This is a genomic window from Nocardia sp. NPDC057353, from assembly GCF_042667085.1.
Taxonomy (GTDB): domain Bacteria; phylum Actinomycetota; class Actinomycetes; order Mycobacteriales; family Mycobacteriaceae; genus Nocardia.
Map to the genome: position 1 here is coordinate 20927 of NZ_JBHVAK010000027.1, position 17542 is coordinate 38468.

Consider the following 17542-nt stretch of genomic DNA (forward strand, 5'->3'; position numbering starts at 1 on the left):
CACTCGTGTCGCGACCCCGTGTCGCGGCGGTGTTCGCGGACCGCGCGGGTACTGGACGCCCGGCTGCCCTTTCCCGTCCGGTTTCACCTGCGGCGACGGTCGGCGGTGGGGATCGGCGAATCCGGCGAAGGCGGGGACACCGGGAAGACGCTGCGGAAATGCAAATTTGCGAAACCGGCGAAACAACAGTTGCGAACTTCGCCACGTGATCGGCATCTCAGCTACGCTCACCGCGGTCCGGATACAGTTGCGAGGATTCGACCTAGCTTACTCGCCAGTAACTTAGGGATCGCTGCCAGCACGAGAAGGAAACTGACAAGTGGAGACAACGCAGAGCGCAGGCGACCCATCGCCGCGCGGCGCGCGTGTCGGGGTCGTACGCGAGTCCGGCACGGGCGAGCGGCGGGTGGCCCTGGTGCCCAAGATCGTCCCGAGTCTGCTCGCCAAGGGCGTCGATGTCGTGGTGGAGGCGGGCGCCGGAGCGGGCGCGCTGATTCCCGACGCCGCCTACGAGGCGGCGGGCGCGACCATCGGCGACCCCTGGTCCGCCGAGGTGGTGGTGAAGGTGGCCCCGCCCACCGACGCCGAGGTCGGCAGGCTGACCGGCGGGCAGACGCTGATCGGGTTCCTCGCCCCGCGCAATGCCGAGAACCAGATCGGCGCGCTGAAGACCGCGGGGGTGCAGGCCTTCGCGGTGGAGGCGATCCCGCGCATCTCGCGCGCGCAGGTCATGGACGCCCTGTCCTCGCAGGCCAATGTCGCCGGGTACAAGGCCGTGCTGCTGGCCGCCTCGGAGTCGACCCGCTTCTTCCCCATGCTGACCACCGCCGCGGGCACCGTGAAGCCGGCGACCGTGCTGGTCCTCGGCGTCGGCGTGGCCGGGCTGCAGGCGCTGGCGACGGCGAAGCGGCTCGGCGGCCGGACCACGGGCTACGACGTGCGGCCCGAGGTGGCCGACCAGGTCCGCTCGGTGGGCGCGCAGTGGCTCGACCTCGGGATCGACGCCGCCGGTGAGGGCGGGTACGCCCGCGAGCTCACCGACGAGGAGAAGGCGAAGCAGCAGCAGGCGCTGGAGGATGCCATCAAGGGCTTCGACGTGGTGATCACCACCGCGCTGGTGCCCGGCCGCCCGGCGCCGCGGCTGGTGACCGCCGCCGCGGTGGAGGGCATGAAGCCGGGCAGCGTGATCATCGACCTGGCGGGCGAGACCGGCGGCAACTGCGAGCTGACCGAGCCGGGCGAGACCGTCGTCAAGCACGACGTCACCATCGCCTCGCCGCTGAACCTGCCCGCCACCATGCCGGAGCACGCCAGCGAGCTGTACTCCAAGAACATCTTCGCGCTGCTCGACCTGATGCTGGTGGACGGGAAACTCGCGCCCGACTTCGACGATCAGGTCCTGGCCGATTCCTGCGTCACCCGTGAGGCGGTCTGATGTACACCGAACTGCTCGCGAACATCGCGATCCTGGTGCTCTCCGGGTTCGTCGGTTTCGCCGTGATCTCCAAGGTCCCCAATACCCTGCACACCCCGCTCATGTCGGGCACCAACGCCATCCACGGCATCGTGGTGCTCGGCGCGCTGGTGACGCTGGGCAAGGTGGAGGACCCCTCGATCGGCATCCAGATCATCCTGTTCGTCGCCGTGGTCTTCGGCACGCTGAACGTCATCGGCGGCTTCGTGGTGACCGACCGCATGCTTGGCATGTTCAAGGGCAAGAAGGCCGCCCCGAAGGCTGGTGAGTGAGTCCCATGGACAATCTGGTCAATATCCTCTACATCATCTCCTTCTCGCTCTTCATCTACGGCCTGATGGGGCTGACCGGCCCGAAGACGGCGGTGCGCGGCAACTGGATCGCCGCGGTCGGCATGGGGCTCGCGGTGGTCGCGACGCTCATCGCGGTGCGCGACACCAGCAACTGGATCCTCATCGTCGCCGGCCTGGTGGTCGGCGTCGTGCTCGGCGTCCCGCCCGCGAAGTACACCAAGATGACGGCGATGCCGCAGCTGGTGGCGGCCTTCAACGGCGTCGGCGGCGGCACGGTCGCGCTCATCGCGTGGGCCGAGTTCCTCGACACCACCGGCTTCTCGAACTTCAAGCACGGCGAGGAGCCGACCGTCCACATCATCGTGGGCTCGCTCTTCGCGGCGATCATCGGCTCGATCTCGTTCTGGGGCTCGCTCATCGCCTTCGGCAAGCTGCAGGAGATCCTGCCCGGCAAGCCGATCGGCGTCGGGAAGCTGCAGCAGCCGCTGAACCTGCTGCTGCTCATCGCCTCGGTCGTGGCCGCGGTGGTGATCGGGCTCGGCGCGAGCGACGGCGGCGCCGCGTGGTGGTGGATGGTGCTGCTGCTGGTCGCGGCGGGCATCCTCGGGCTCATGGTGGTGCTGCCGATCGGCGGCGCCGACATGCCGGTCGTGATCTCGCTGCTCAACGCGCTGACCGGGCTCTCCGCCGCGGCGGCCGGGCTGGCGCTGAACAACACCGCCATGATCGTGGCGGGCATGATCGTCGGCGCCTCCGGCACCATCCTGACCAACCTCATGGCCAAGGCCATGAACCGCTCCATCCCGGCGATCGTCGCGGGCGGCTTCGGCGGCGGCGGGACGGCGCCGGGCGCGGGCGGCGGCGGTGAGCAGAAGTCGGCCAAGGCCACCAGCGCCGCGGACGCCGCGATCCAGATGGCCTACGCCAACCAGGTCATCGTGGTCCCCGGCTACGGCATGGCGGTCGCGCAGGCGCAGCACGCGGTCAAGGAGATGGCGGCGCTGCTCGAGGCCAAGGGCGTCGAGGTCAAGTACGCCATCCACCCGGTCGCGGGCCGCATGCCGGGGCACATGAACGTGCTGCTGGCCGAGGCCGAGGTCTCCTACGACGCCATGAAGGAGATGGACGACGTCAACGGCGAGTTCAACCGCACCGACGTCGCCCTGGTGATCGGCGCGAACGACGTCACCAACCCGGCCGCCCGCGAGGACGCCGCCAGCCCGATCTACGGCATGCCGGTCCTCAATGTCGACCAGGCCAAGAGCGTCATCGTGCTCAAGCGCTCGATGAACTCCGGCTTCGCGGGCATCGACAACCCGCTGTTCTACGCCGACCACACCTCCATGCTGTTCGGCGACGCCAAGAAGTCCGTCGGTGCGGTCACCGAGGAGCTCAAGGCGCTGTAGCGCAGCCACGCCGGACGCCCCCGCTCAGCTCCGAGCGGGGGCGTTCCGCGTTCCGGGGGCGACCACCCCCGCGAAGCAGGAGCAGACCAGCACCAGCACCAGCGGCACCGCCAGCGCGGTGGTGAGCGGGACCAGCTCGGTGAGCCAGCCGATGATCGCGGGCCCGGCCAGCAGCCCGACGTAGCCGATGGCGAAGACCCGGGACATGTCGGTGCCCGCCGACGCGCCGGAGCCGAGGTTGCCCGCGGCGGTGAAGATCTGCGGCACCCCGCCGGAGAGCCCGATCCCGCAGAGCGCCCAGCCCAGCAGGGTCAGGGGCAGCCAGCCGGAGAAGACCACCAGCGCCAGCCCCAGCCCAGCGGCGAAGCACCCCCAGCGCACCACGAAGACCGGGCCGAAGCGGCCGCTCACCCGGTCCGCCACCAGCCTGCCCGCGGTCATGGTGGCGGAGAAGGCGGCGAAGGCGAAGGCCGCGGTGGACTCGGTGGTGCCGAGGTGGTCGCGGACCTGCAGCGCGCTCCAGTCGGCGGCCGCGCCCTCGGTGAGCAGCAGCACGAAGGCGATGCCTGCCAGCGCGAAGACCCGCAGCCTGCGCGCGCCGCGTTCCGCGCGCACCGCGGTGGCCGCGGCGGGCTCCGGCTCGGGCAGTTCGCGCAGCAGCCGCGGGACCAGCGCGGCGGTGAGCGCCAGGCCGGTGCAGGCGGCGAGCGCGAAGGTGAGCCGCGGGTCGAGGCCCGCGCGCTGGGTCGCGGCGCCGACCAGCGAGCCGAGGAAGCCGCCGGCGGAGAAGAGCGCGTGGAACGCGGACATGATCGGGCGGCCGTAGGCCCGCTCGACATGCACCGCCTGGGTGTTCATCGAGACGTCGAGCGCGCCGTTGCCGAAGCCGAAGAAGGCCAGCCCGAGCGCGAGGGTGAGCGGGCCGGTGGCGAAACCGGGGCCGAGCACGCCGAGCGAGATCAACACCGCCGCCGCGGCGACCAGCGCCCGGCTGCCGAACCGGTCGGCCAGCGGGCCGGTGATCCGCATGCCGACGATGCCCGCCCCGGCGAGCAGGAAGATGAAGGTGCCGAGCTGGGCGGGGTCGACGCCGGTGCGATCGGTGATCGCCGGGATGTGCACCACCCAGAGCGAGAGCAGGAAACCGTTGAGCGCGAAGACCGTGAACACCGCGGCCCGCGCGGCGCGCACCGGAGGCGCCGGTGTCGTCGTGAGCACCGTATCGACGGTACCGAAAGCCGGGCGCGGCCGAAAAACCCCGTCCGGCAGCTCGACCGCGCGGTCTACCCTCGAGGGGTGGACGCACTGGCCAGCCTGCTCGAGGGTCCCCGCGCCCGCGGCGCCTTCCTCATGTGCTCGGTACTCGACCCGCCGTGGTCGCTGCGCATCCAGGACGAGGCGCCGCTCACCGTGGTCGCGATGGTGCGCGGGCACGCCTGGTTCCTCACCGACGACGGGGAGCGGCGCAGGCTCGGCGCCGGTGACGTCGCGATCGTGCGCGGCCCCGACCCCTACACCGTCGCCGACGACCCGGCCACCCCGCCACAGATCGTCATCCACCCCGGCCAGGTCACCAAGACCCCGCAGGGCGAGATCCTCTGCGAGACATTGAGCCTCGGCGTCCGGCAGTGGGGCACCGACCCGAACGGCGCCACCGCCATGGTCACCGGCACCTACGAATCGGTCGGCGCCGCCAGTCGCAGGCTGCTGCGCGCGCTTCCGCCCGCCATCGTGCTCGACCCCGGCGAGGTGGACACCAGGCTGCTCGCGCTGCTGGTCGACGAGGTCACCGAGGACCGCCCGGCCCAGGGGCCGGTGCTGGACCGCGTGCTCGACCTGGTCCTCATCGCGGGCCTGCGCGCCTGGTTCGCGAGGGCCGAGGCCCCCGCCTGGTACCACGCCTACAGCGACCCGCAGATCGGCAAGGCGCTGCGGCTGCTGCAGCACAACCCCGCGCACGGCTGGACGGTCGCGGCCCTGGCCGAGGCGGTCGGCGTTTCGCGCGCGGCGCTGGCCCGCCGCTTCACCGAGCTGGTCGGCGAGCCCCCGATGGCCTTCCTCACCGAGTGGCGGCTGGCGCTCGCCGCCGACCTGCTGCAGGAGAGCGACGCCACCGTCGAGGCGATCGCCAGGCAGGTCGGGTACGGCAGCGCCTTCGCGCTGAGCGCCGCGTTCAAGCGGCACTTCGGCGTCAGCCCGCGCGACCACCGGCAGGGCGCGGCCCCCGCTGAGCTATCGTCGGCCGGGTGACCCAGCAGTATCCCGTGCTCTGGCCGATGCCGACCCGGTGGGCGGACAACGACCACTACGGCCACGTGAACAACGTGACGTACTACGCGTACTTCGACACCGCGGTGAACGCCTGGCTCATGGCGGCCACCGGCACCGACATCAGGGCGCTGCCCGCGCTCGGCGTCGTGGCGCAGACCTCGTGCCGGTTCCACGGGTCGGTGAGCTTCCCGGACATGCTGCGGGTGGGGATCAGGGTCGCCCGGCTCGGCAACTCCAGCATCACCTACGACCTCGCCATCTTCCGGGAGACCGAGGCCGAGCCGGAGCTCGCCGCCACCGGCAGCTTCACGCACGTGTACGTGGACGGGGAGACCCGGCGGCCGGTGCCGATCCCGGAGGTCATCCGGGCCGCGGCGCAGACCATCGTGGCGGAGGAGCTACCCGCGTAGCGCGGCCTGGTAGCGGCGCATGCCGCCGATCCAGCGGTCGTAGTCGGCGCCCTTGTGCCGGTACATCTCCAGCACCTCGGGGTGCGGCAGGATCAGGAACCGCTCGGCCGCGACGCCCGCGAGCACGTCGTCGGCGACCTGCTCGGGGGAGAGCACCGCGCCCGCCGTCGTCACCGCCTTGATCGCCAGCTGCCCGTCCGCCTCGGCGCCCTCCGGCACCATGCCGGTGTGCAGCAGCTGGGTGTCGACGCCCATCGGGCAGACGCAGCTGACCTTGATGCCCTGATCCCCGTAGGTCACCGAGAGCCACTCCGCGAAGCCGACCGCCGCGTGCTTGGTGACGGCGTACGGCGCCGAGCCGAGCTGGGTGAGCAGCCCCGCAGCCGATGCGGTGGTCACGAAGTACCCGGACCCGCGCTCTACCCAGCCCGGGACCAGCAGCTTCGCCGCGCGCACGTGCGCGAGCACATTGACGTCGAGCGCGGCCGCCCACTGCCGCTCGGTGGCGTCCAGCCCGCCACCGCCGCCGATCCCGGCATTGGCGAAGTACAGCTCGACCGGGCCGAACTCGCGCTCCGCGGCCTCGATCGCCGCCCGGATCACGGCCTCGTCGGCGACGTCGCCCGGCACCGCGACCGCGCCCGCCCGCTCCGCCACCGCGCGCACCGCCGCCTCGTCCAGATCCACGGCGACCACCCGCGCGCCGCCCGCGACCAGCCGCTGCGTGAGCGCCGCGCCGATCCCCGCGCCCGCCCCGGTGACGACCGCGACCCTGCCCGAAATCTCCATGCCCCGCACCCTAGCCCGGCGGGCGCCCGGTCCGGGACAGGCGGTGCAGGAGGGGGGTGGTGCGCGGGCCGACCAGTTCGCGCATGACGAGCGCCATATTGGTGCGCTCGACGCCGGGGATCTTCAGGATCTGCCCGGCGATGCGGTAGAGGTCGTCGGCGTCGGTGGCGACGATCCGGACGGTGAGGTCGGTCTCGCCGGTCATGCCGCAGACCTCGGTCACCTCGGGGACCTCGGCCAGCTCGGCCACGACGGGGTCGAGGCGGTGCTGGTCGACCACGACGGCGACGAAGGCGGCGAGCGGGTAGCCGAGGGCGCGGGGCTCGACCCGGCGCTCCACGCTGCCGAGCACGCCGCTCGCCTCCCAGCGGTTCAGCCTGGCCTGCACGGTGTTGCGGGAGAGGCCGAGCCGGGCGGCGAGCTCGACCCCGGTGGCGCGCGGGTTGGCGACGAGCTCGAGCAGGAGCCGGGCGTCGGTGGCATCGAGCGAACTGGACATGCGACGCAGTATGACACCGGTTCCCGGTCTCGAATTGCGCATTCTGCGCAGCCGTGTCGCCGTCGGTTGCGCGGATCGCGTGATCGTGGATGCTGTGTGATACGGCTCACAAGGCCAGCACGACAGGAGGCGGTACATGTCCGAGAAACCGCGCGAACGCGCGTACCCCGTGCAACTCGTCCAGCCCGACGGCAGGCGCGTGCTCGACCGCGAGTACGCCGCCCTGGTCGCCGATATCGGCACCGCGGAGCTCCGCGAGCTCTACGCCGACCTGGTGATCGCCCGCCGGATCGATACCGAGGGCACCGCGCTGCAGCGGCAGGGGCAGCTCGGGCTGTGGGCGCCGCTGCGCGGGCAGGAGGCCGCGCAGGTCGGCTCGGCCCGCGCGCTGCGCCGGGACGACTACGTGTTCTGCAGCTACCGCGAGGCCGGGGTGGCCTGGTGCCGCGGCGTCGACCCGGAGGACATGACCCGGCTCTGGCGCGGGGTCGCGCACCACTGCTGGGACCCGGACGCCGTCAACATGACCAACCCGGCCATCGTCGTCGGCGCGCAGGGGCTGCACGCCACCGGCTACGCCTACGCCGCGCACCTGGACGGCGCCGAGCTCGCCACCGTCGCCTACTTCGGCGACGGCGCGACCAGCCAGGGCGACATCGCCGAGGCGCTCGGCTTCGCCGCGAGCTGGGCCGCGCCGGTGGTCTTCTTCTGCCAGAACAACCACTGGGCGATCAGCGCGCCGGTCCGGGTGCAGAGCGCGGTGCCGCTGGCCCGCCGGGCCTACGGCTACGGCATGCCAGGTATCCGGGTGGACGGCAACGACGTGCTCGCCGTGCTCGCGGTGACCAGGCAGGCGCTGGCCAGGGCGCGCTCCGGCGGCGGCCCCTCCTTCATCGAGGCGCTCACCTACCGCATGGGCCCGCACACCACCGCCGACGACCCCACCCGCTACCGCGCGGCCGCCGAGGCCGACGAGTGGCGCGGGCGCGACCCGATCGACCGGGTCCGGCGGGTGCTGGAGCGGGAGTCCGGCTGGGACGCGGAGTTCGAGCGCGAGGTCGGCGAGCGGGCGGACGCGGTGGCGCACCGGTTGCGCAGCGCGACCCTGGCGATGCCGGATCCGGCGCCGGGAACGCTGCTCGAGCACGTCTACGCCGCTCCGCACGCCGAGCTGGAGCGGCAGCGGCGGGAGTTCGCGGAGTACCGCGCCGACGAGCAGGGGTTGCTCGTATGATCACCACCTTCGCCGCCGCGCTGAACGCCGGGCTGCGCGCCGCGCTCGACGACGACCCGAAGGTCGTGATCATGGGCGAGGACGTCGGCAGGCTCGGCGGCGTCTTCCGGGTCACCGACACGCTGCAGAAGGACTTCGGCGAGCACCGGGTGATCGACACCCCGCTGGCCGAATCCGGCATCGTCGGAACGGCTTTCGGGATGGCGCTGCGCGGCTACCGGCCGATCTGCGAGATCCAGTTCGACGGCTTCGTCTACCCCGCCTTCGACCAGATCGTCTCGCAGGTCGCGAAGATCCACTACCGCACGCAGGGCCGGGTGCGCGCCCCGCTGACCATTCGGATCCCGTTCGGCGGCGGCATCGGCTCGGTCGAGCACCACTCCGAGTCGCCGGAGGCGTACTTCGCGCACACCGCCGGGCTGCGGGTGGTCGCGCCGAGCACGCCCGCGGACGCCTTCCACATGATCAGGCAGGCCGTCGCGCTGGACGACCCGGTGATCTTCTTCGAGCCGAAGCGCCGGTACTGGGACCGCGCCGAGGTCGACTTCGATGCCCCGCCCGCGCTCCCGCTGGACCGCGCGCGGGTCTGCGTCGAGGGCGACGACATCACGGTCGCCGGGTACGGCGGCACCGTCGCCACCGCGCTGAAGGCGGCCGAGATCGCCGCGAGCGAGGGACGTTCGGTGGAGGTGATCGATCTGCGCAGCCTGAGCCCGCTGGACCTGGAGACCGTCGAGGAGTCGGTGCGCAAGACCGGGCGGCTGGTGGTGGTGCACGAGGCGCAGGTCTCCGGCGGGCTCGGCGCCGAGCTCGCCGCGCGGATCTCCGAGCGCTGCTTCTACCACCTGGAGTCGCCGGTGCTGCGCGTCGGCGGCTTCGACATCCCCTACCCCCCGGCTAAGCTCGAGAAACACCACCTGCCCGACGCCGACCGCATTCTGGCCGCGGTCGACCGCTCCCTCGCCGCTTGAATCGCTCCGTGAGAGGTGTCCCGTGCACGATGCCGCCGTTCGAGACCCCGCCGCCCCCGGTCCGGTGCTGGAATTCCGGCTACCCGACCTGGGGGAGGGGCTCGCCGACGCCGAACTCGTCTCCTGGGCCGTCGCGGTGGGCGACGAGGTGGAGCTGAACCAGGTGATCGCCGAGGTGGAGACGGCGAAGGCGGTGGTGTCGCTGCCGTCCCCGTTCGCCGGGGTGGTCGCGGAGTTGCTCGCGCAGCCGGGGGAGACGGTGCCGGTCGGGTCGCCGATCATCCGGGTTCGCGGTCACGGTGATGTCGCCGCGCCGGTGAAATACTCCGCGCCGGAAGCGGATTCGGAGCCGCCGGTGGGCGGGGTGCTGGTGGGGTACGGGCCGTCGGGGGAGGCGGAGACGCGGCGCAGGCCGCGGAGCGCCGCCGAGGCGGCGGGCGCCGCCGCCCGCGCGGTGGCGCGGGAGCACGCGGAGGGGGCGCGGGGCCGCGGACGACCGTCGCCGATCGCGGGGGATATCGCGAATGCCGCTGCGGCGCAGCGAGCCCCGGCCCAGAGTGGGCGCCCGCGCTCACCGCTCGGCGGAGATCCGAAGGCGCGCAGGGCGGCCGCGACCCCCGCGGCCAGGAAACTCGCCAAGGAACTCGGCATCGACCTGTGGTTCCTGCCCGGCTCCGGCCCGGAGGGCGCGGTCACCGTCGAGGACGTGCGCGCCGCCGTCCCGATCTCGCAGCCGCGGCGCGCACCCGGCGCCGAATCCGCCGACCCCGAGCCGCACGTGGCCTCGGACGCGCGCACCGGCGTCATCCGCCCGGTCTCCAGGGAGACCCGCACCCCGATCGCCGGGGTGCGCAAGCGCACCGCCGCCGCCATGGTGGTGAGCGCAAGGACGATCCCGCAGGCGGGCGCCTCGGTCACCGTCGACTTCACCGCCGCCATGGAGCTGCTCGACCACCTGCGCAACACCGCCTCGTTCGAGGGGCTGCCGCTCACCCCGCTCACCCTGGTGGCCAAGGCCGCGCTGGTCGCGCTCGGCGACTTCCCGGACATGAACGCCTTCTGGGACGACGCCAACCAGCTCATCGTCACCAAGCACTACGTGAACCTCGGCATCGCCGTCGCCACCGAGCGCGGCCTGCTCGTCCCCAATCTCAAGGAGGCGCACACCCTCTCGCTGCGCGAGCTCTGCCGCGAGCTGGGCTGGCTGGTGGAGACCGCGCGCGCGGGCAATGCCGCCCCTGCCGACCTGCGCGGCGGCACCTTCACCATCACCAATGTCGGGGTCTTCGGCGTGGACAGCGGCGCGCCGCTGGTGAACCCGGGCGAGGCGGGCATCCTGTGCCTCGGCGCGGTGCGCAAGCGCCCGTGGGTGGTGCGCGACGAACTCGCGGTCCGCTGGGTCACCACGCTCGGCGTCGCCTTCGACCACCGCATGGTCGACGGTGAACTCGGCGCCCGCTTCCTCGCGGGCATCGCGCACCTGCTCGAGGACCCGCTCACGCTGCTCAGCCGCGGCTGAACCGAACGGGCGCCGATCGGCGCGGCGCCCGCGGAGACGTGTCCGGCACCCGCGGCGCGGCGTGCGCGGAGGCGCGGCGCGCGTTTGCTCAGCTGAGGTCGGCCGCGCGCCGGGACAGCGCGGCGCGTGCCAGGAGTCCGGCCAGCAAGGCCCAGAACGCTGCTCCGATTCCGAGGAATCCCACCCCGGAGGCGGCGATCAGGAACGTCACCACCCCGGCTGTGCGGTGCTCCTCGTCGGCCAGTGCGCCGGTCAGCGCGACGGCGAGGGTGCCGAGCAGCGCCAGCCCGGCGACCGTCTCCAGCACCCCGGCGGGCGCCGCCGCGACCAGCGCCACGAGCGCGGCCGACGCGGGGGCGAGCACCAGGTAGCAGCCACCGGTGGTGGCCGCCGCGATCCAGCGCCTGCTCGGGTCCGGGTGCGCCGACGGCCCGGCGGCCAGCGCCGCGCTGATCGCGGCCAGGTTGATGGCGTGCCCGCCCGCGGGGGCGCCGAGCACGGTGCCGATCCCGGTGACGGTCATGGCGGCGCGCCACGGCGTCCGGTAGCCGAACGAGCCGAGCACCGCCGTCCCCGGGATGTTCTGCGAGGCCATGGTGACGATGTAGAGCGGCACCGCGACCCCGATCACCGCCTGCCAGCTCCACTGCGGCCAGGTCAGCTGCACAGCTGGGACCATGGCGCCGAGGTCGAGCGGCGTGTCCCGAACGGCGATGGCGATCCCGGCTCCGACGGCCGCGGTCGCGAAGGCCGCGAGCACCGCCCAGCGCGGCGCGAACCGGGTGAGCAGCAGCCACACCGCGATCACCGGCAGCACCACCGCGGGCGAGGTCCGGACCGCCTCGACCGGCGCCAGACACAGCGGCACCAGCACCCCGGCCAGCATGGCCTGCGCGATCGGCACCGGAATGGCGGCCACCAGCGCACCCAGCCGACCCCACAGCCCGGTCAGCACGATCAGCGCGCCGGTCACCACGAACGCCCCGACCGCCGCGGGCCAGCCGCCCGCCACCGCGCCGGTGCCGGCCAGCAGCGCCGCGCCCGGGGTCGACCAGGCCAGCGTGATCGGCATCCGGTACCAGCGGCTCAGCAGCAGCATGCCGACCGCCTGGGTGACGCAGAGCGCCGCCAGCCCGGAGGCCGCCTGCGCCTGCGTCGCGCCGACCGCGGTGATCCCGGCGAGCACCACCGCGAACGAGCTGGTGAATCCGACCAGCGCGGTCACCACGCCCGCGCCGACGGGTTGCGTGAGATTCGCCTGCTGCTCGGGACGGTTCACCTCCGGCATCCTGCACCCCGGCGACCCCGGTGTCCGCAGCCAGTCCGCCGGAACTGGCCCGTTTCCCGCGCTAGTGTGGACGGGTTCGCACGCAACGGTGCGTGACCGGCTACGACGAGGAGCTGTGGTGAGCGGGGTACTGATCTCGCCGTCCGACCTGCGCGCGAAGCAGACCGAGGGGCGGCTCCGACTACTGGACGTGCGCTGGGCACTCGGCGATCCCGAAGGCGCGCAACAGTATTCGGACGGCCACATCCCGGGCGCGGTCTTCGTCGACCTGGACATCGAGCTCGCCGCGCCGCCCTCGCCCGCCCGCGGCAGGCACCCCCTCCCCGACCTCGGCTACCTGCAGCAGTGCGCGCGGAGCTGGGGAATTCGCCAGGGCGATGCCGTCGTGGTCTACGACGCCACCGGCGGCCTCGCCGCAGCGCGCGCCTGGTGGCTGCTGCGCTGGGGCGGGATCGCCGACGTGCGCATCCTGGACGGCGGGCTGCCCGCCTGGATCGCCGCGGGCGAGCCGGTCGCGACCGGCGCCGAGGCCGAGACCGTACCCGGCGACGTCGTCCTGACCGCGGGCAACCTCCCGGTCATCGACGCCGATGCCGCCGCCCGCTGGCCCGGCGTGCTGCTCGACGCCAGGGCAGGCGAGCGGTTCCGCGGCGAGACCGAGCCGGTCGACCCGCGGGCCGGGCACATCCCCGGCGCGGTGAGCGCCCCCACCGCCGAGAACCTGGACGGCGACGGCCGCTTCCGCCCGCTCGACGACCTGCGCGAGCGGTTCGCCGGGTTGGACGGGCCGGTCGCGGTGTACTGCGGGTCCGGGGTCACCGCGGCGCACCAGATCGCGGCGCTCGCCGTGGTCGGCATCGAGGCCGCGCTGTACCCGGGCTCCTGGTCGCAGTGGGCGCACGACCCCAAGCGGCCGGTGGCGACCGGCGCCTGATATCCCCGACGGACAGTTTTGGGGGTTTATATACCCTACCTCCGGTTCCGATTCGAACTGATACTCGACGAGTGAACGACGAATATGCCGACAACGATCGGCCGGAAACGGGATCGGATGCTCCGCCGAAATGGCGGCCGGTGCCGCCGGGCGACGATTCTCTGATGCTGGACACGCCGGTGGGGACTCCCATTCCGCCCCCGCCTGTCGCGCCGGAAGTCATGTCACCCCGGGTCGAGGTGACGCCCACCGGGAGTATCACCATCTCCGAGGGGCCAGGCAGTACGCGGAGCACCATAGCCGAGGTCACCGGCGATACCTTCTACGTCGATCTGAATCGCATCGCGGCTGCGGTTCGGGAATCGCAGGAGAACGGCGGTGCGCGGCCGACCGATCCCGACAAGCGGATCTATGTCGGGCGCGACGGGGAACTGCTGATGGGCAACGAGGTGGCAGGCGGAACGCGGATCGCCGAGGTCGCGGGGGACACCTTCTACAGCGCGGTGCGGTTGGCCGACGAGCGCGAATTCGTGCGATCGAATATGCCACGAGATACGGTCGCGGTTTCCGACGGGGAATTCCAGGGATGGCACTACAGCATCACCAACGAGTTCGGCGACACGTACTCCCTCTTTCTCTATTTTCACGCCGGATTGGGGGTGTATCGCGTGGCTCTTGTCGCCCCGCGGCTCGGCGGCGAAGTCGACGCGCACGGTTGCCACCTCTTCTCCGACGGAACGCTCTGCTTGACGGAGGCGACCGGCAGCGGGTACTCGAGCATGGCCGAGACGTATGCGAAGTCGGCGATCTGGACCCGCGGAGCCTCGTGCTACCGTCGTGGCCACGGCTTCGTCTTCAATACGGGGCAGTGAGCGATGACCAATCTGGAAGTCGCCTTCTTCGATCGAGTCCTGCGCGAGATCAACGATTTCATCGCCGCACATCCTCCGGAGCGGGGCGGGGCACTGCTGGGGCCGATCGGCCAGCCGGTGGTGTCTCGGTTCATCCCGGACCACCATGGCGACGTCACCGGGGTCACCTACACTCCGTCGGCCGCGCTGCAGCAGGTGGTGGCGGAGACCACGAACTTCTCCGGCAACCTTGAGTACAAGGGCATCGTGCACTCGCATCCGGTCGGGATCGCGCAGCCTTCTTCCGGCGACTACCGCGCGTTCGCCAATCACCTGCGCAGAGCCCCCTGGCTGGGGCGGATGATCTGTCCGATCGTCACCTCCGGCCAGCGGCTGAACGGCAGGCACCGCATGCCGCTTACGAACGGCACTTTCTCCGTCTACGTCGCGGAGGCGCGGATCAACGGCGTGGAAGTCGTGGCGGCCGAGCCCCGCGTCATCCCGCTCGAGCGGGACCTTGCGGTCATGTCCGAGAGACTGGGTCTGCGCGCCGAACCGGGCGACACCTTCGCGGATGTCGATGGTGTGCTGTTCGCGGTGGGGTCCTTCCGGGCGGCCGACGCGGATATCGTCGCGTTGTTCCCACCGACGTATCCCACCTTGCCGCCGCTGATTCTGGTCACCCCGGTCCGCGGGGCCACCGGCGGGCTCGCCGAACTCGCCGCGGCGCACGGGTCGAACGAACGCGAACCCACGGTATCCCTTCCGCTGGAGTGGAATGTGAACAGGAACGAGTGGGACCGCCTGGCGGCAGCGCTCGACGCGGTACGGTTCCCCGCGGAAAGGCCTGATCGCCCCCCTTTTTCATTTCATGGCGCGTCGTCCGGCTCCGACGCCGCAGCGGAAGGCGGCGCCGCGCTTGAGGGGCTGCGCGCTCGGCTGGACGGTGTGGTGGCGAGCGCGATCTCCGATGCGCACGTCCTGATCGTCGGGCTGGGCTCGGGCGGGTCGCAGACCGCGGAGCAGCTGGCTCGGGCTTCGGTGGGGCGCTTCACCCTGATCGACCCGGATACCGTGTCGGCCGCGAACCTGTCGAGGTCGGTCTACCGCTGGTCGGATGTCGGACAGGCGAAGACGGACGCGCTCGCGGTGCGGCTCCGGGAGATCAACCCGGCCGTCTCGGTGACGACCAGAACGGCGGCGCTCGACGAGGTGCCCGAGGTCGAACTGCTCGCGGCGATCGAAGCAGCCGACCTGGTGATCGCGGCCACCGACGATCCGAAGGCGCAAACCGCGCTCAATCATCGCGCCTGGACCCTCGGGCGGCCTGCCGTGTTCGGTGGGGTCTACGCGAAGGGCCGGGCCGGGCAGGTGGTTTTCACCGTCCCCGGTGTCACCGCCTGCTTCCGGTGTGCCACCGGGAACAGGCAGTCGGGCACCAAGGCGGCCGGTGCGCTCGACTACGGCACCGGCCAGCTCGTCTCCGAGCCTGCGCTCGGGGTCGACATCGGCCACGTGGTGACGGCGTCGGTCAAGGTCGCCATCGGGCTGCTCGAGCTCGGCTGTGCGGGGGAGGAGCACTCGGCTGGGGCGCTCGTCCTGTCGGCGCTGGAGAAGGGGCAGCAGTACGTAATTCTGTCCGCCACGCACGACTTCGACTACTTCCCGCAGCTCTTCGCCGAGACCGCTGGACAGCATGCCTATCAATCCGTCTGGTTGAGCCCCTCGTGCGACCCGGCGTGCCCGACCTGCGGCACGCAGCCGCTCGCCGCGGACGCGAACATCACGGGGGCGCCGGATCTCGCCCGTCTCACCCCGGTAGAAACCGTCGAACTCTTCAATGACCCGAACCCGGAGGAGCCCGCGTCGGCCGCTCCCGCTCCGGAGGCGGACGCGGTGGTCGCCGAGGCCGACGCGGTGGTCGCCGAATCCGACGTGGCGGTGGAGCGGGAGTCCATTGTGTAGCGGATACCGGGCAACCGACCGGAGCTGAAATTGTGGGACTACCGATGCCGAGCAGTGTTGGAGAGTCCGTGCAGATGATTTCCCGATCGGTGAATCCCCCTGCCCTGGTGTGGATCGCGACGGCAGACGATTTCCGCCCCGAGGTGCCCGACGGGCGAACGAGGATCGATCTCGTCGCGCCCTCGGGCACCCGGCAGGTTCCTCCCGAATGGATCGGGAAGAGCTACGCGGTGATCTTCGAAGCGAGTTTCGACGCCGCCCGCGGCTTCGACCCGGTCGTGGAGGCGCACGCCGTTCGCGCCGCGATGGGCAGGTCTCCCGAGGTGGCGGTGGCGGTAGTCGCGCCGACCCTGCCGGTGCACCCGCTGACCCAGCACGCGCTAGCCTACGAAGTCGGGGCCGCCCTGAACGCCGGCACCGTCGCCGCGGTGCTGCTCGATGAGCCGAAGCCGCCGACCGATGGCGGGCCGGTCCGGGAGAAGGTGTCCGCGAACGGTGTGCGGCCGCGGCCGACCGGGTTCGAGCGTGCCGTGGAGATCGCACTCGGGCGGGCCGCGGGAGAGCCGCTCGATGGGGATGCGGTGCGCTTCGCCTATGCCTATCTGTCGCGGGCCCGCTGCCGGTCGCCTTTTCGGTGCACGCCGTTGCAGCGCACGATTCTGCAGATCGTCGCCGCGGGCGAGATAGTTCCGACGACCTCGGCCATCGCGCAGAAATCCTTCGCCCAAGAGAAGAAGGTCCGCGAGGCCATCCTGGATCTGACCGACAATTTGGCTCCGACGCACGGGAGTGGCGCGGATCGAGACAGTAATCAGCGGCTGTACTGGCTGATGCATCGCTACGGCTCGTGGATTCGGCTGGCCGGTCTACGGTCCTGATCGAGGTTCATCGGCAGCGCCCGGCGATGTCGCGCAGGGCGGCGCTGTCGGCGGCGGTGACCGGGAGGTCGTAGTCGACCGCGACGGTCAGGTACTTGCCCGCGTAGAAGCAGTGCCCGGAGGCGGCGGGCGGGAGCCACTCGCCCGGCGTGCCGTCGCTCTTGGCCTGGTTGACCGCGCCCGAGGTGGCGACCAGGTTCACCGTGACGTCGTTGGCGAAGCGCACCCGCCGCGGCTGCGGCCAGGCGGCGGCGCCCAGGTCCCAGGCGGCGGCCAGGGGGAAGACGTGGTCGATCTGCACGGCGCGGGCGTCGGCCCTGTCGAAGGCGATGTGGGCGCCGGTGTAGGGGTCGGCCAGGCCGCCCGCCTCGACTACGCAGTTCCGCGTGCCCGGGCGGAACCGCACCCCCTCGAGCTGGGCGGCCAGCACGTTGTTCCTGGTGTCGCAGCCGTCGCGCCCGCCGGGGGCGTCGCTGGCATCGGTCCAGGATTCGCCGAAGACGCAGGCCTGCCCGTCCTTGCAGCCGCGCTCGTAGCCGCCGGGGTGCGGGCGCTTTTCCACCACCCGCACCTGGCCGAGCAGCTGCTCCACCTCGGCGCGGGTCGGGCTGCCCGGAGCGGGCGCGGTGCCAGGGCCGAGGGCGGCACAGCCGGTGGCCGCCGTGAGGCAGGCGGCGGTGAGGGCGACGAGCGGGCGGATCGACGGCGGGGGCATGGAGCCAGATGTACCGTGCGGCACCCCCTTCGGGTGGCCCCTCCG

At 72.1% G+C, this 17542-nt stretch carries 17 protein-coding genes; 12 read left to right on the forward strand and 5 right to left on the reverse strand.

The genetic code is table 11. The features are described 5' to 3' along the window. Positions 1-319 precede the first annotated feature (319 nt). The 3 genes from ACFUUZ_RS16210 to ACFUUZ_RS16220 are packed head-to-tail and all read left to right on the forward strand — an operon-like array spanning position 320 to position 3173. On the forward strand, positions 320-1435 hold the full coding sequence (locus tag ACFUUZ_RS16210) for a Re/Si-specific NAD(P)(+) transhydrogenase subunit alpha (protein WP_378696803.1): 1116 nt from the start codon (positions 320-322) through the stop codon (positions 1433-1435). Continuing rightward, positions 1435-1746 carry an NAD(P) transhydrogenase subunit alpha gene (locus ACFUUZ_RS16215; protein WP_378696805.1) on the forward strand — a complete coding sequence of 104 codons (312 nt, stop codon included), beginning with the start codon at positions 1435-1437 and terminating at the stop codon, positions 1744-1746. The genes ACFUUZ_RS16210 and ACFUUZ_RS16215 overlap by 1 nt, the downstream gene beginning before the upstream one ends. A 5-nt stretch (positions 1747-1751) precedes the next feature. Beyond that, on the forward strand, positions 1752-3173 hold the full coding sequence (locus ACFUUZ_RS16220; RefSeq protein WP_378696807.1) for an NAD(P)(+) transhydrogenase (Re/Si-specific) subunit beta: 1422 nt from the start codon (positions 1752-1754) through the stop codon (positions 3171-3173). A 24-nt stretch (positions 3174-3197) separates the two neighbouring features. On the opposite strand, the gene ACFUUZ_RS16225 is transcribed toward ACFUUZ_RS16220, so the two are convergent. Then, positions 3198-4391, reverse strand: coding sequence for an MFS transporter (locus ACFUUZ_RS16225; protein ID WP_378696809.1), 1194 nt, complete (start codon positions 4389-4391; stop codon positions 3198-3200). 78 nt (positions 4392-4469) lie between these two features. Between ACFUUZ_RS16225 and ACFUUZ_RS16230 the strand changes: the two genes are divergently transcribed. Beyond that, entirely contained in the window at positions 4470-5423 is a 954-nt protein-coding gene (locus tag ACFUUZ_RS16230; RefSeq protein WP_378696811.1) for an AraC family transcriptional regulator, read from the forward strand. Between the two features lie 26 nt (positions 5424-5449). Next, positions 5450-5854 (forward strand): acyl-CoA thioesterase, encoded by a 405-nt coding sequence (locus ACFUUZ_RS16235; protein WP_378696910.1) that lies wholly within the window; start codon positions 5450-5452, stop codon positions 5852-5854. Here ACFUUZ_RS16235 and ACFUUZ_RS16240 read toward each other — a convergent pair. Both ACFUUZ_RS16240 and ACFUUZ_RS16245 read right to left on the reverse strand, forming a co-directional pair. Beyond that, a complete protein-coding gene (locus tag ACFUUZ_RS16240) occupies positions 5843-6643 on the reverse strand; it encodes an SDR family oxidoreductase (protein WP_378696813.1) in 801 nt (266 codons plus the stop codon). The two genes, ACFUUZ_RS16235 and ACFUUZ_RS16240, sit on opposite strands and share 12 nt — an antisense overlap. Positions 6644-6653: 10 nt before the next feature. Then, on the reverse strand, positions 6654-7142 hold the full coding sequence (locus ACFUUZ_RS16245; RefSeq protein WP_378696815.1) for an Lrp/AsnC family transcriptional regulator: 489 nt from the start codon (positions 7140-7142) through the stop codon (positions 6654-6656). A gap of 136 nt (positions 7143-7278) precedes the next feature. Between ACFUUZ_RS16245 and pdhA the strand changes: the two genes are divergently transcribed. The 3 genes from pdhA to ACFUUZ_RS16260 are packed head-to-tail and all read left to right on the forward strand — an operon-like array spanning position 7279 to position 10866. Next, positions 7279-8376 (forward strand): pyruvate dehydrogenase (acetyl-transferring) E1 component subunit alpha, encoded by a 1098-nt coding sequence (gene pdhA / locus ACFUUZ_RS16250; protein ID WP_378696817.1) that lies wholly within the window; start codon positions 7279-7281, stop codon positions 8374-8376. Next, on the forward strand, positions 8373-9347 hold the full coding sequence (locus ACFUUZ_RS16255) for an alpha-ketoacid dehydrogenase subunit beta (RefSeq protein WP_378696819.1): 975 nt from the start codon (positions 8373-8375) through the stop codon (positions 9345-9347). The genes pdhA and ACFUUZ_RS16255 overlap by 4 nt, the downstream gene beginning before the upstream one ends. Before the next feature lie 22 nt (positions 9348-9369). Next, positions 9370-10866: a dihydrolipoamide acetyltransferase family protein gene (locus ACFUUZ_RS16260; RefSeq protein WP_378696821.1), complete on the forward strand. Its 1497-nt coding sequence runs from the start codon at positions 9370-9372 to the stop codon at positions 10864-10866. 88 nt (positions 10867-10954) lie between these two features. Here the strand turns inward: ACFUUZ_RS16260 and ACFUUZ_RS16265 are convergent, their stop codons facing one another. Then, complete coding sequence (locus ACFUUZ_RS16265; protein ID WP_378696823.1) at positions 10955-12154, reverse strand: benzoate/H(+) symporter BenE family transporter; 1200 nt, start codon at positions 12152-12154, stop codon at positions 10955-10957. A 130-nt stretch (positions 12155-12284) separates the two neighbouring features. Here ACFUUZ_RS16265 and ACFUUZ_RS16270 point away from each other — a divergent pair, with 130 nt between their 5' ends. The 4 genes from ACFUUZ_RS16270 to ACFUUZ_RS16285 all read left to right on the forward strand — a co-directional run bounded on the left by ACFUUZ_RS16270 (position 12285) and on the right by ACFUUZ_RS16285 (position 16782). Next, entirely contained in the window at positions 12285-13088 is an 804-nt protein-coding gene (locus ACFUUZ_RS16270) for a sulfurtransferase (protein ID WP_378696912.1), read from the forward strand. A 71-nt stretch (positions 13089-13159) separates the two neighbouring features. Beyond that, complete coding sequence (locus ACFUUZ_RS16275) at positions 13160-13960, forward strand: hypothetical protein (protein WP_378696825.1); 801 nt, start codon at positions 13160-13162, stop codon at positions 13958-13960. Between the two features lie 3 nt (positions 13961-13963). Beyond that, positions 13964-15904 carry a ThiF family adenylyltransferase gene (locus tag ACFUUZ_RS16280; RefSeq protein ID WP_378696827.1) on the forward strand — a complete coding sequence of 647 codons (1941 nt, stop codon included), beginning with the start codon at positions 13964-13966 and terminating at the stop codon, positions 15902-15904. A 68-nt stretch (positions 15905-15972) separates the two neighbouring features. Continuing rightward, entirely contained in the window at positions 15973-16782 is an 810-nt protein-coding gene (locus ACFUUZ_RS16285) for a hypothetical protein (RefSeq protein ID WP_378696829.1), read from the forward strand. Positions 16783-16789: 7 nt separating this feature from the next. Here ACFUUZ_RS16285 and ACFUUZ_RS16290 read toward each other — a convergent pair whose 3' ends face one another. Then, complete coding sequence (locus ACFUUZ_RS16290) at positions 16790-17497, reverse strand: HNH endonuclease family protein (RefSeq protein ID WP_378696831.1); 708 nt, start codon at positions 17495-17497, stop codon at positions 16790-16792. Between the last annotated feature and the right edge of the window lie 45 nt (positions 17498-17542).

Excerpts from the sequence above, each read along its gene's own strand:
- ACFUUZ_RS16215 (WP_378696805.1), top strand. The coding sequence starts at position 1,435 with ATGTACACCGAACTGCTCGCGAACATCGCGATCCTGGTGCTCTCCGGG.
- ACFUUZ_RS16220 (WP_378696807.1), top strand. The coding sequence starts at position 1,752 with ATGGACAATCTGGTCAATATCCTCTACATCATCTCCTTCTCGCTCTTC.
- ACFUUZ_RS16235 (WP_378696910.1), top strand. The coding sequence starts at position 5,450 with ATGCCGACCCGGTGGGCGGACAACGACCACTACGGCCACGTGAACAAC.
- ACFUUZ_RS16240 (WP_378696813.1), bottom strand. The coding sequence starts at position 6,643 with ATGGAGATTTCGGGCAGGGTCGCGGTCGTCACCGGGGCGGGCGCGGGG.
- ACFUUZ_RS16245 (WP_378696815.1), bottom strand. The coding sequence starts at position 7,142 with ATGTCCAGTTCGCTCGATGCCACCGACGCCCGGCTCCTGCTCGAGCTC.
- pdhA (WP_378696817.1), top strand. The coding sequence starts at position 7,279 with ATGTCCGAGAAACCGCGCGAACGCGCGTACCCCGTGCAACTCGTCCAG.
- ACFUUZ_RS16255 (WP_378696819.1), top strand. The coding sequence starts at position 8,373 with ATGATCACCACCTTCGCCGCCGCGCTGAACGCCGGGCTGCGCGCCGCG.
- ACFUUZ_RS16265 (WP_378696823.1), bottom strand. The coding sequence starts at position 12,154 with ATGCCGGAGGTGAACCGTCCCGAGCAGCAGGCGAATCTCACGCAACCC.
- ACFUUZ_RS16280 (WP_378696827.1), top strand. The coding sequence starts at position 13,964 with ATGACCAATCTGGAAGTCGCCTTCTTCGATCGAGTCCTGCGCGAGATC.
- ACFUUZ_RS16290 (WP_378696831.1), bottom strand. The coding sequence starts at position 17,497 with ATGCCCCCGCCGTCGATCCGCCCGCTCGTCGCCCTCACCGCCGCCTGC.